The following is a 13329-nucleotide window of genomic DNA, read 5'->3' as shown; positions in this document are numbered from 1 at the left end:
CGATAATCTTTCTTCAACTGTTTCTGCAAAACTGACACTAAACCAAAACAAACCGAAACGACGATCCCTAAAAGTTTTTTCATTTTTTATAATATATCGTTTATAGATGTACTCCACATAGGATCTGAATGCTTATCCCAATAGAGTTTGTGAATTTTTCTTGTAATATCCCCTACTGTTCCTTGTTTAATATTTTCCCCACTTACTTTTGTTATTGGCATTACCCCTCCTGCTGTTGAGGTTGCAAATAATTCTTTAGATGATTTTAACATTTCAATCGTTATAGATTTTTTATTAACGTTAATATTTAGTTCTTTAGCTAAATCAATAACGGTTTGTCTTGTAATTCCTTCTAGTACTCCATGGTCTGGGGTATTAATTCCATTTTCATCAACAGAGAAAATATTAAAGCCTGGGCCTTCAGAGATATTGTTATCCTCATCTACTAATAAAGCAGTATGATGTCCTCTCTCATAAGCATCAAGCATACCGGTGACTAAATCCATCCAATGATAATTTTTAATAGTTGGATCAACTGAACTTGGAGGAATTCTTGTTATATCGGTTAAATATACATCTAATCCTTTTTCAAAATCTTCTGGCTTAAGTATCCAACCAAAGGGTACTGCAAAAGCCATAAAACGTGGTGTCGCTTTACGAGGATCTCTAACAAAGTTTGGAGACATTCCTCTTGTTTGTATCATTTCAACATAAGAATCTTCAAGATCAGCTTTTTTAACACAGCCTGCTAATATTTTTTTTATTTCTTCACGACTAAGTCTGCATGGCATTCTCAGTTTTTCTGTTGATTTAAAGAAACGATCAATATGTTTATCTAATTGAAAAAATCTACCCTTCCAAACATGAACAACATCATATGTGGCATCAGATCTTAGAAAACCCCAATCTAAAATAGGAATTTTAGCTTCAGAAAGTTGAATGAACTCACTGTTCATCCATGCCGATCCTTTTGGAAAAATATCACTCACCATCCAACCCTACCAATATTCAAATCAAGTGTCTAGGTGATGGAATTAGCTAACACTAAATAAGGATAAAGAGATCTTGAGAATGGTTAATATTGTTATTTAATAATCCAAAAAATGATATTTATTATATAAACCAAAATACCATAAAATAAGAACATTAGAAATTTGTCTTTTCCTGACTTTTCTTTCCAATTTAAAGTAAATAACGCAGATGGTGATGCAACTAGTAAAATAACCCCAACAACAATTACCAATACTGATAAAATTATAAATACATTCATAAATTAGTTTTTATCATAAATTTTCTTAAATATTAAATCTGTCTTTAATTAATAAGTTTAACCAGATCTAGTTGTTTCGAAGCTTTGGAAAAACCAGCAAGGTTTGTGTCAATATTAATTACTTGTTTATTAGAAAAACCTTTAACGGACATTAGTAGTTTTTGACTTTTTATTAAACTTTCATAAACCTTATCATATTGAGTCTGCTCATCTTTTATTTCAGTATCTGTTTTTAATAAAACTAAACATCCAAAACTCTCACAATTAGCCCATTTTAACTCTATTATTTCGTTATCATCAAATTTTAATTGTAAATTACTTTGCAAATCTATTCCTAGTGGTGAAATTATTGTAATTATTTTATTCAGTTGGTTTTTTGAATTAGTAAATTTTGAATAAATAATTGAAAAATTAATATTAGAATTTTGAATTCTAACTGATTGTGAAACTTCACAATTTTTTTTATCAGTACTTTCTATACATTGATATGTCCAATTTTCATATTGTTGGGTGATTACTTTTGGTGGTAATTCTTCAGCTACTACTAAAGTTGAAACAAGTAAAAAAATAAAAAGATGTATAATTTTCATTAATAATTTTTTGTTAAACTAAAATATGCACGATTTCCTTTTGTAAGTCCATCTACATCTTTGGTTTCTGTATCTGATCCTGAATTATTACCAATTGTAAAAGCATAGGTAGCATTAAAATTAATATCTTTAAATATTGTAGCATCTAAAGCAAAACCCCATCCTCTTAAGATATAATTATTTTTTAACTTTGGATTTGTTGAATTCCAATTTTCATAAAGATGTTTATGAAGTTTTATTTTTCCATAATCATAAAAAAGTGTGCCTTCAAATTTATCAAAATTTCTCTTAAGCTCTAAGTTTGTAATAAAGCCTAAATCACCAGATGCCTCACTGGATGGATATGCTCTAACACCATTAACTCCACCAAGTGAAAATTGATCAGACCCATCAAGATTATCTGCTGAATATTGACCATTAAATTTAATTAATAAATTTGTTTTTTGATTTAAATTTTGCAATCTATTTAAAATCAAATTACTCTTTAAATTTCTTCCATTGGTATCAGTGGTGGTTTGATCTGTTTCAAAATTTGTTTGATTATCTGTTAAATCAACATCTCCCAAAGAAAAAGATATGGAACCAAAATTTACACCCCCACCAAATGCATTGTCTGTTTTATCAAACCCCACATTTAGCAGAGCTTTTGTGGTGTCTTTATCACTATTATTTCCAGTATTGAGATTATTGACATAGTCGTTTCTTGAAAGTGATAAAGAGGAATTTAGATTAAATCTTAAAGTTTCAATTAATTTTTTACTTAAAGAAAAATTATATTCGGTTGAATAACCAGATGGTTTGGTTGAATCAAATGGATCAGACAATTTATATTCCATTTTTGATGTTCTAAATGTTGCCTGGAGACCATTATGACCCAATGGAAAAATTGCACTTAAGGCATAGTAATTAGATTTTTCATACTGGTCTTCATTCAAGACATCTCCCGTCATTGTGCTAGAAAAAATAAATCGTTCTCCAAGATTAAAAAGACCGTCTATATTAATTGAGTTTGATAATCTTCCAGTTCCTGATGATCTGGATCCATGATTATTTGTGATTGTAGATCCTGAAAACATTGGTGTATTAAATATTTGAATTTTAATATCTGTTTCACCAAAGTTTTCTCCTTCTTGAAGTTCAGCTATAGCATTTATTCCATATAAACTATTAATTTGTCTAATATTTTTGTCTAACTGACCTATGTTTAAAACAGATTCTTTTTCTAATTTGTTATTAATAAATTTTTCAATTTTTTTATTTGATAGATTTATTTCAGATGATCCTGTGTCAATTATAATTTTACCTAATTTACCCTCTACAATCTTAATAATTATTATTCCTTCATTAATGTTTTGTTCTGGTAAATAGGCTGTAGCTAGAAAACCTCTTGTTCTATAATAATTTGATATAATGTTGGTTACATTAAGTAAATCATCATAGTTAAGTTCTTGAGAAATAAAATTTTCTATACTTTTTTTTAATTCATCACTTGAATATTTAATATTTCCATCAAATAAAATATCTGTAACTAAAATTTTTAAAAGCTGATCTTGATTATCTTGCTCAATATTAGTTTTGGGCTCAATTAAAGTTTGTTCCTCTTGTTGTTGAGGTAATTGTGGAAGTTCTTTATTAAGATCATCTACTGTTGGAATAGTTTCAGCATGTAAAGAGCCTGTAACTAAAATTAAAAATAAAACTTTTAAAGAAAAATTAAACATAATCTGTTTAACAGCTTAAAGTTTGATCCACTTCACATGCTCCTAAATCAGGATTTTCTTTGCTTGTATTTGGATTTAAAAAACTAGCTTTTATTTTTCCACCAGGTCCTTTTAAAAATAATTCTTTAATGTCCCTTGGTGCTTTATTAAAATTATCATTTGAAAAATCATTTTTACTAGATGTGTTTGATTTTATCGTAGCTAAATTATTTCTTGCGCCTTCGAAATTGTTAAAAAATCCTTGAGTATTATTTCTTGGCTTAGGATTTATATCTTTTCCAAAATCAGAACTATCTCCATAAACAATTTCAACCGATTTTTTAAAACCTATTGATGTATTTCCTGAAAATGAAATATTTTTAAAAGTATCTAAAAAAGAATTTCTTAATATTTTTGTAATTTGATTTGCTCCTTTCTCAGCTTTTTTTGCTATATCATTTGAACTTGTAACAGGACCCATAGTTTGTCCTAATCCTTTTTTAGTTCCAACTGGAACAGAGTTATTAATGGTTCCATAATTTCTGTTAATCACTTGATAACCAGTAAGACCATTATAGCCAGCAAGTGCAGTGCTTCTTCCAACTGTTGAATTAAAATTTACCACAGGTATAGAATTTGCACCTCGATCAATTTCAATGGCTTTAGCAATTAAAGTATGTTTTCCTTTAACGGTATCATTTACTGTGCCATTGAATTCAACTTTAGGATCCATTGATAAAAATGTTCTAGTGGTGCCATTCGTTGCAGTACTTCCAATTAATACATCACCATTATAAATTTGCTCTTCGTAAGTCATTACATCGCCTTTGATGGTAATTTCATTAGCATCTACCTCTAATTTATAAAAACTATCTGCTGTATTATTAATGTTTACAACTTCATCATTAAAAGCGTAACCAACTCTATCTCCAAATAAAACATTTCCTGTACCTGCATCAATGTTAAGAGATCTAGCTTTAGCATTACCTTCTCCTTTTAAAGTTCCTTTAAAGCTAATATTTGAATTTGTAGTTGAAATTTCAGCTGCAGTTGCTCTTGAACCCGCTTTTACCACAACATTGTTGTTATAAATCTGTGCGCCAGTCGTTGTAATGCCGGAATCTAATTGAACATTACCTGTAACAGTTAATGAAGATAAAGTAATGCTTGAAGCCGTTGAAATTCTACCACCAGAGGAAATTATTACTGGAGTTGCCCCTAAAGCATTTACGTGAGAAGCTTTTATTCCACCATCAGCAATATTGATTGTACCTGTAAATGTATTATTTCCCGCAAAATCTTGTGTACCAGTTCCACCAAGAATTAATGTACCAGTCCCTGATAACACTCCATCAAATGTATTGCTTATAGATGAGTCAATTTCTAAAGTTGCGCCAGTTGCAATTTTAAAATTCCCATTAGAGTCGTTACTTCTTCCCCAATTTCCTGCTAATTTAACTTTACCTGCTTGAATATCAATTCCATTATTTTCATCTTGGTTAGCATTAGTGTTTGTGTTTGAAAAAGTTGTTGTTCCAGTTCCAACTTTTACTAAATCATATCCACTGTTATTGTATTGAGAAATAGATCCAGAAAAAGTGGTATCTTGATTATTAAAACCAAATGTTACTTTTTTATTTTGCCATCTCCAATTTGTAGCATCACCTGCAAGACCACCAAAATTAATTGAACCTCCAGAAACTACTGACCAACCTTTTCTAACATCTGTTCTTGTACTGTTAAGATAAACAGTTGAATATTTCCATGCATCAGCATTTGCAATATGAACTCCATTATTTGAGCCTGTTGTGTAATTAAATCTTGTATCTCCCGTATAAGTATTAGCTGAATAGATTGTCATTGTTTTGTTACCAGTTTTTCCATAAGTAACGCCACCTACTCCACTGATAACAGAATAAATTTTATTTCTTCCATTGCCTCCGCTACCATCAATAAAATTATGTTGTCCTGACTCTAAATAAATCCCTCTATTATTATTATATCCAAAGTTAACATGGGCTAGAGAGTTGCTTGAATTAACTGATCCAAAATAAATAGTTCCAGTGTTCCTTAATAGAATGTTATCCGGGTCATCCGATGAAGGGTTGGCACCAAAGTTTCTATCTGTCTTAGCTGCAATTTTACCTCCATCAATAATTGTTCCTCCTGTATAAGTGTTCGTAGCAGTTGGTTCAAAAATTCCTGCGCCTGATACGTTTACTGCTCCAGAACCTGAAATTACACCAGTTGAAATTAAATTTGCACTTGTATCAAATTTAAATGTTCCACTATTTGCAATTGCTCCAGCATATGAACCAGCGCCTAAATTTCCTGAGCCACTTAATGTAAGTGTTCCTGCCGAAATAGTAGTGCTGCCTGTGTAAGTATTATTTCCTCTTAAAAGTAAATTACCATTTCCAGTTTTAGTTAAATTTTTACTGCTTCCACTAATTACTCCATCAATAATTAAATTATTATCAGCTTTGATAGTTGAGTGTGCTCCTAAAGTAATATTTCCATCCCAATACTGACCAAAACCATTTGTTCCACGAAGTGTTCCGCCATTTAAAGTTAGTGCATTAGTTAAAGCACCATCATCACTTCGATCAATCCAAAGCGTTGCACCACTTGCAACTGAGATTGATCCTGTTCCAAAAACATCATTCGACCTACTTGCGGCGCCACCAAATAATGTACCCGCGCTAACTGTTGTGCCTCCTGTATAGGTATTATTTGCTGATGTGGTTAAACTTGAAGTTCCAGCTTTAACTAAAGCAGTATCTCCACTAATCACTCCTGAAATAGTTGAGCCACCAGAGTTTGTTACTGTCAGATCTCCTCCAACTTCTATAGCTTGAGCGCTAAACTGATTTGCAGTTATAGATAAATTGTTTATTGCGGCACCTGCATCTACTGCTTCAATTGATATTGCATTCAAAATGGGATTTATGTCATTGTTATGTAATTTGCCTCCACTATTTTCAGCAGTTCTTCCTGATAATCTGAACATTACATTTGTTGACGCTGCTTCAAATTGATAGGTTAAATATTTTGCGCTAGCAGAATTATCACCTCCAGCATCTCGTGGTTTGAAGTCATCTACAATTTTTGTTCCATCTACATAAACATCAAAATATCTATTATAGCCTCTTTCTTTAAACAAAGCTTGAATCTTATATTTTTGGCCAACTGTAGCATTTGTAAATTGGACATAAGGAGAAAGACTCACTCCATTAGAGTATCTAATTCCTTTCATTAAATTACTTAAACCCGAATTTCCGTAATTTAATACACTACCCCAAGAAGTAATTTGATATTGAAAAGACTCATTAGCATTTGAGGTATTATTAGATGTGCGACCATCTTGAAATGTCACATCTCCTATAGTGGTTGCTGTTCCAGCTAGGTTAATCGCGTTCAAGAAAGTACCACTAAAATCTAAATCACTTATTGATGTAAAATTACCTTGAGCAAATCCTGCAGAATAATCACCTACTTGTTTAACTACATTAGATGAAAAAGTGACATTTCCCGTACCAGCATTAATTGTAAAATTATTACTATTTTCTCCTGAGACAGCTCGAATAACACCACTAATATCTACATTACCTCCGTTTGTGGTAAATGTCGTATCGGTTGCTCCAATTTCTAAAATTGTATTTATATCAATAGATAAGGTTCCATTTGAGGATGTAATATTTGCATTCAAAACTGTGGTTGTAGCATCAAATGTTAGAGTAGAATTTCTAGATCCTGAGTAAGAAATATTATTATTTAAAGTGATTGTGTTATCTGCTGTTAACGTTACATCCGTACTTGCTAAGTTAGAGGCATAAGTAGAGGCTTCTGATGATCCGATTGTTAAATCAGTTGGATCAACTAACCAATTTCCATAACTTCCGCTAACAGAACTGGTATTAACTCTAATTCCATTAATATCAAGATCTGCTCCAGAAGTTTCAATTTGACCACCACTGCCATCGATACCTTTAGCTTCTAATGTTCCGCTTACTGTTGTGAGTGAATTTGAATTTTTTATATCAGACCATGCTACAATTGTTCCACCTGATCCACTTGTTAAGGCGTTTGCTGTGATTTTAGAATTTGAATCAATATTTAGATATGTTGCTTGAAGTAAATCACCTGAACCTTGCCAATCTCCACCAATTAAAACTTTTCCTCCCCCTGTTTTACCATCAGCAGATATTGTTGCAACATTGATATCAATTTCTTTAGCAGTTACTTCTACTGAGCCACTATTTGAAGTGTCAGAGTTAGAATTTAATGTACCTGAAATTGTTGAAGCACCATTTGAACCTGCATCAATTTTAATATCTTTGGCTGTAATTGCTCCAGTATTAGTAACTAATTTAACAATTCCATTCTCTGATATTAAACCATCTGATTTAGCATTTTCAATTTTAATTACTTGATCAACGACAGATTGAGCAATATCTGTTTTTAAAGTCACAATTCCATTTTGAGATTTAATATTTCCTTCGTTATTAATTGAAGATTTTATTTTTGAAGGATTGACTGATACCGTTAAAAGATTGCTATCACTTATACTTAATTTTAGATTATCTCCAGCAGCAAGGCTTGTTGCAACATTTGTATTAATAGTTCCTTTATTAGTAATTATTGGAGAAAGCAAAGCAACATACTCACCCTCTATGTTACCTTCGTTTATTAAAGTTGAATTATTGTTAGTTGAAAAGTTATAAGTGCTATTTAAATAATTTTGATTAGTTAAATTTAAAGTTGATAAAATTGCACCCTCAGATCTAATTGCAGACGTAGGTCCAGTTAAAATTCCAGTTGGGTTTACTAAAATTAGACGACCATTAGAAAAAATAGATCCATTGATGATTGATTGACCACTTAATACATTATTTAAAATACTTGATCTTGAGGTTGGTTGATTAAAATGTACTGATGCACTTGAACCTACATTAAAAGTATCCCAATTCACTATTCCTTGATTAGATGTTTGATTTACATCCATCTTTCCAACTTCTGGTATTGAAATTGTTACGTTTCCACTAATTACATTTCCACCAGTTGGAAGTGTTGTTGCTGCAATATCGGCAAATGAATAGGTGTATGGATTTCCAATACTAAGGAGATAGATAAATAACCAAGTTAAAAAACTTTTTAGTCGTTTCATATTTTCTTAACTTGTATTTTGGGTGGGGCATGGTTTAAATTTGAAAACCAACCTTTTTGATTTCCTAAGCCCATAGATGTGCACTTGGTTGTAGCACTTAACCAATATGACATAATTGCAGTTTGTTTCATTTTTTTTTGAATTTTATTAAGATTACTAATAATATTTTAAATTAATTTACCAAATGATGCAATTTAAGAAAAATTTCACGGAAATAAGTTTAATAAAAACTTATCGTTTAGTTTGTGATGATTAATAAATCAACTTGAGGTGGTAACAAAAGCTACCTTTAACAATAATTATTTAAAATAAATTTATAAATATAAAATGCTATTTTTTTTATCAACTTCACTCATAGCGAGTTTCATAACTCAATATTGCGAAACCTCTAATCAGGTGTCTAGGCAATGGAATTAGTTAATATTAAATCTGTCTTTAATTGCATAAAACCACACCGCTAATCTAAAATAAAACGTTCTTAACTGGGGGAAGATAAATTTCTTAGGTAATCCTTTATAAATTTTTGAAATATCTAACTCTTTACTGTTTGATAATACTAACTTAGACAATTGTTTTCCAGTCCAAGGAGCAGCACTCACTCCAACCCCATTATAGCCAAATCCATAATAAATCTCTTCATTATCAATTTTACCAATAGAAGGAGTTAATTTTTGAGATAAAGCAATTAATCCCCGCCAATTGTAATCAATATTAATGTCTTTCCATTTAGGAAAAATATCTTTTAAAAACTTTTCCATTTTCTTAGACATATTTAAATTAGATTGATCACTGCCACTTAAATCCCCTCTAGTGCCAAATAAAATTCGGTTGTCAGGTAACTTTCGATAATAATATAAAAGATTTTTAGTATTAGCTATTGGGGAAAATGTTTTAAAATTATGTTGGTCAATTTCTTGTTTCGTTAAGGGTTGGGTGACAATAATATTTGAAATTACTGGTAAAATTCTTGAATTCATCTCCGGGATTAAGCCTTCTTGATAAAACCCGTTTGTTGCAACGACTATTTTTTTTGAACGAATAGATCCTTCTTTAGTCCTTAAAATATAATTACCCTTATCTTTATCAATTTTATCCACTTTAGTGTGCTCGAAGATTTTTAATTGTTTAGATAAAGCATATTTTGCAATGCCATTAACAAACTTAAGAGGATTAATTGCAAAACCAGGTTTATATGAAAAAGCTCCAAATTGCTCTGTACCCCCATGGCCAATTTTATCAAAGTCTTCTTTTGAATAAATTTCAGTTTCAATACCAAACTCTTCTTTGTAAGCTTTGGCTTGTTCTTTAATATCTTTAAACTTACTTGGGTGATGGGCGACTACGTAATTACTATCCCCCGTTACATCACAATCAATATTATATTCTTGTATAATATCTTTTGTATAATTTGAGCCTTCAACAGAGTTTTTAAAGAACTTTTTAGTTTCATCATTGCCGTAAATAGATTGCATCTTTTTAAAAGACATCTTACTTGGCGGTAGAGAACAGAAACCTGCATTACGAGATGAAGCCCCCCAACCTATTTTTCCAGCTTCAACTAAAATGACCTCTAAATTATGATTTTCTATTAAATTAATTGCACAGGATAAACCAGTGTACCCTCCACCTATTACAACAATTTCTGAGCTGATATCTTTATTAAGTTTATCTAGATTTAAATTTTCGCTTGAATGATCTTCCCAATAACTACTAACTGGGGTGTTAAATTGATAAATATCAGAATGATAAATATTTTTCATTAACAAGACCCTAGCACGCAATTAATACTTAATTCTAGTCAAACTTCTAATTTTTTAGGATTTGAAATGAACTTAAAAGACTCAAGCCCTATTTTTCATAGGGCTTGAGTTAATTAGTTAAGCAGCACTTACTCTTTGCTCTATGTGCTCTTTATTATTAGAACTTGAAGAAACCTTTTGAAATAATTTAATAGGAACTCCTTTTGATAAAATATCTAATACCGGGCAATGTGTATTTACCGTATCAATCAATTTATCTATTTCAGCTTTTGGTGATGAAGATTTAATATCAACAGTACCAGAGATGGATTGAAAGCCAGGTCTAGTGTTTTTATTTAAAGCTAAAAAACCCTGAAGATCTAATTCACCTTTTAATTTAACACTAACACTCTCAATATTAATACCCGCTGCTGTAGCAAATGCTTTATAGGTTATCTCCTGACACGTTGCTAACGCTGCTAATATTAACTCTACTGGGCTGGGTCCCTCATCTTTTCCACCAAAACTTTTGGGTTCATCAACAACTAATTTATGCTCTCTAAGAGTGACTACAGATTGAAGTCCTTCCTTAAGAATTGAATTGCTTTCATATTGGACCACAGCATTTTTTGGGTTAGCTGTAAAATCCTTCTGTAGATTACTTATTGTTTCTTTTAGATTGTTACTCATTTTTTTTCTCCTGTTTTAGTGCTTCGACATATGTCAGGCGCACAATTTAGTTAAATGCCCTTCTTAATTTATTTACGCTTTGTCTCCATATTCAGTCATATGTTTTGGAATTCTTTTATTTTTTCCATACATAAAATGATTTTCCATGTTCTCTCGATATTTACTTGCTGGAACAGTTAAACCAATAGATTCAGCAACTTCCCTAATCAACATTGGGTTTGCTCCACAGCATACTCCAAGGTAATTAATACCTAGCTCATAAGCATCTTTTGCAAATTTACCTATTTCATATCTATTACAAAAGTGTGGGTCCAATGCTGTTGGAAACGTTCTTCCATGAGGTGATGGACACTGACAATTACTTCGATCTGGTAGATTAAAAAATGTTGGGTAATCTTCACTGGTTCTATAAGGAATAGGTAAAGCTCCAACATGACATTTAACTGCTTTTCTAATTTCTTTTAAAAAAGGAAACATGGTAGCAGGTCCTCTAAAACAATTTAAACCAACAACATCAGCCCCTAATTGCTCTAGCTCTTTACAGGTATCAACAACGGATTTTCCATCTCTCATTTTATTTTCACCCATTGGAGATATGGTTAATACAGTTGGTAAACCTGTTTTTTTCATAACTTCTAAAGCTTTAAAAGCTTCTTCAGCATAATAAAAAGTTTCACCAATTAACATATCAGCACCTTCTTCAACGGCCCAACCAATCATCTCTGTAAACATTCCTTCAACTTCTTTTTGAGATTGTGGATCATTATGTTTCCAGATATTTGAATTTGAAATATTACCTGCCATCAAATTTGGTTTTGATCCTTTAGGAGTATCTAGTGCTACTTTTTTAGCAATTTTTAATGCTGAACGATTTAGTGGTTCAAGAAGTTCTTCTTTACCAATAACACGCATTTTTTCTCTGTGTCCATTATAAGTAAAGGCCTCAACTACATCAGATCCTGCGTGTTGAAATTCTCTATGTAAGTTCTCTAAAACTTCAGGATGATCTAATGACACCATTGGAACAAATTCCCCTGATGACATGTACCCACGTCTTTCTATCTCAAATAAAAAACCTTCTGCGCATATAACAGGTCCTTTATCTAATCTTTCTTTTAATTTATTTGTGCTCATTTTTTTTCCTCTTGTTTTGGAGAAAAAAGGTCACAAAATAACAAGAGGGTTAAATCCATAGGCCTCTTTTCTCCTTTTTAGTGCTTAAGCAAATGCAGGGCGCACAATATGGTTCAACTGCCCGGCTTAATTTTATGAAAGATAAAAAAAAACCACCTGTCTAAAGCGGTGGTTTAAGCGTCGCTTTAGCAGGATTTATAACGCGCTCTGCAATTTAACTTAAATCAGCGCAACTAAATATAATCAACTTTCTCTCAAACTGTCAATTGAAAAAATAAATAATAGTTAAAATTATGAGAATAATGACAATCCAAATACTAAGATTAGTTAAAAACTGCTTTAATTTAGAATTAGATTGTAGAAAAGCTGGGAGTACTAATAAGAGTATCCCTAGCATATAAACAAAGGGTAATATCTGATCTGCCATTTATATCGATGATAGCTTCATCTTTTTTGAATACTTTTTCTGAGGTGAATTTTTTATAACTGCTTGAGCACAACGCATGACCCCTCTTTTTTTATCAAAAGTCATTTTGGGTTCACCATACAATTTCCATCCATTGGATATGGCCTCCGTTACACGATGGCAAAATTCTGAAGTGTCGTCACTTGTAATAAATCTATAACCTTTCATAATCAGACCTTAACAAGTCCTAAATCGGGTGTCTATATCTAGGACGATTATTACTTAATGAAATAATAAGATTGGTTAAGAATTTTTGTAATAGAGAATCTTTTAAATACTTTTATCAATAAATTCATATAACTCATTAAGCGTTATAGTTGTGTTAATTATAATCCTGTATTAAATGAAATTTAAGTCATTATTCAACTAGACAAAATCATTAATTAATATAAATGATGATGAATCAACTCCTCTTAAAACTTATTATTAAATTCTCTAGCTAGATTTTAACTTCGAATAATATAAAAATTGATGAATCAACTCTCCTCAAAGTAAACTAATAAACTTATCTATAGATATATTTTTACCAACCTATTAAATCGACCTTAAGACTAAGAATCGTTCGAAATGAAA

The 13329-nt window shown here is 31.2% G+C and carries 9 protein-coding genes and 2 riboswitches; all 9 genes read right to left on the bottom strand.

Annotated features, from left to right (window positions below):
- Positions 1-86: 86 nt before the first annotated feature.
- A complete protein-coding gene (locus AC5SLT_RS02280) occupies positions 87-992 on the bottom strand; it encodes an aminotransferase class IV (RefSeq protein ID WP_494592356.1) in 906 nt (301 codons plus the stop codon).
- Positions 993-1084: 92 nt separating this feature from the next.
- Positions 1085-1270, bottom strand: a complete 186-nt coding sequence (locus AC5SLT_RS02275) for a hypothetical protein (RefSeq protein ID WP_271564929.1) — start codon at positions 1268-1270, stop codon at positions 1085-1087.
- A gap of 44 nt (positions 1271-1314) precedes the next feature.
- Positions 1315-1860: an invasion associated locus B family protein gene (locus AC5SLT_RS02270; RefSeq protein WP_494592354.1), complete on the bottom strand. Its 546-nt coding sequence runs from the start codon at positions 1858-1860 to the stop codon at positions 1315-1317.
- Positions 1860-3581 (bottom strand): ShlB/FhaC/HecB family hemolysin secretion/activation protein, encoded by a 1722-nt coding sequence (locus AC5SLT_RS02265; RefSeq protein WP_494592352.1) that lies wholly within the window; start codon positions 3579-3581, stop codon positions 1860-1862. Before AC5SLT_RS02265 ends, AC5SLT_RS02270 begins: the two co-directional genes overlap by 1 nt.
- 7 nt (positions 3582-3588) lie before the next feature.
- Positions 3589-8727, bottom strand: a complete 5139-nt coding sequence (locus AC5SLT_RS02260; protein WP_494592350.1) for a beta strand repeat-containing protein — start codon at positions 8725-8727, stop codon at positions 3589-3591.
- Positions 8728-9140: 413 nt separating this feature from the next.
- Positions 9141-10487 (bottom strand): NAD(P)/FAD-dependent oxidoreductase, encoded by a 1347-nt coding sequence (locus tag AC5SLT_RS02255; RefSeq protein WP_494592348.1) that lies wholly within the window; start codon positions 10485-10487, stop codon positions 9141-9143.
- A gap of 117 nt (positions 10488-10604) precedes the next feature.
- A complete protein-coding gene (locus AC5SLT_RS02250; protein ID WP_494573553.1) occupies positions 10605-11156 on the bottom strand; it encodes an OsmC family protein in 552 nt (183 codons plus the stop codon).
- Positions 11157-11160: 4 nt separating this feature from the next.
- Positions 11161-11225, bottom strand: a riboswitch (SAM riboswitch).
- Between the two features lie 3 nt (positions 11226-11228).
- Positions 11229-12290, bottom strand: coding sequence for a homocysteine S-methyltransferase family protein (locus tag AC5SLT_RS02245; RefSeq protein WP_494578583.1), 1062 nt, complete (start codon positions 12288-12290; stop codon positions 11229-11231).
- Positions 12291-12357: 67 nt separating this feature from the next.
- Positions 12358-12422: riboswitch (SAM riboswitch) on the bottom strand.
- A 295-nt stretch (positions 12423-12717) separates the two neighbouring features.
- Positions 12718-12924, bottom strand: coding sequence for a DUF1737 domain-containing protein (locus AC5SLT_RS02240; protein WP_006996714.1), 207 nt, complete (start codon positions 12922-12924; stop codon positions 12718-12720).
- Positions 12925-13329: the final 405 nt, after the last annotated feature.

Source organism: Candidatus Pelagibacter sp. PS_11 (genome assembly GCF_059417975.1).
This window is presented reverse-complemented; position numbering and strand designations above follow the sequence as displayed.

Coding starts and splice junctions, on each gene's coding strand:
- AC5SLT_RS02280 (WP_494592356.1), bottom strand. CDS start 992: ATGGTGAGTGATATTTTTCCAAAAGGATCGGCATGGATGAACAGTGAG.
- AC5SLT_RS02275 (WP_271564929.1), bottom strand. CDS start 1,270: ATGAATGTATTTATAATTTTATCAGTATTGGTAATTGTTGTTGGGGTT.
- AC5SLT_RS02270 (WP_494592354.1), bottom strand. CDS start 1,860: ATGAAAATTATACATCTTTTTATTTTTTTACTTGTTTCAACTTTAGTA.
- AC5SLT_RS02265 (WP_494592352.1), bottom strand. CDS start 3,581: ATGTTTAATTTTTCTTTAAAAGTTTTATTTTTAATTTTAGTTACAGGC.
- AC5SLT_RS02260 (WP_494592350.1), bottom strand. CDS start 8,727: ATGAAACGACTAAAAAGTTTTTTAACTTGGTTATTTATCTATCTCCTT.
- AC5SLT_RS02255 (WP_494592348.1), bottom strand. CDS start 10,487: ATGAAAAATATTTATCATTCTGATATTTATCAATTTAACACCCCAGTT.
- AC5SLT_RS02250 (WP_494573553.1), bottom strand. CDS start 11,156: ATGAGTAACAATCTAAAAGAAACAATAAGTAATCTACAGAAGGATTTT.
- AC5SLT_RS02245 (WP_494578583.1), bottom strand. CDS start 12,290: ATGAGCACAAATAAATTAAAAGAAAGATTAGATAAAGGACCTGTTATA.
- AC5SLT_RS02240 (WP_006996714.1), bottom strand. CDS start 12,924: ATGAAAGGTTATAGATTTATTACAAGTGACGACACTTCAGAATTTTGC.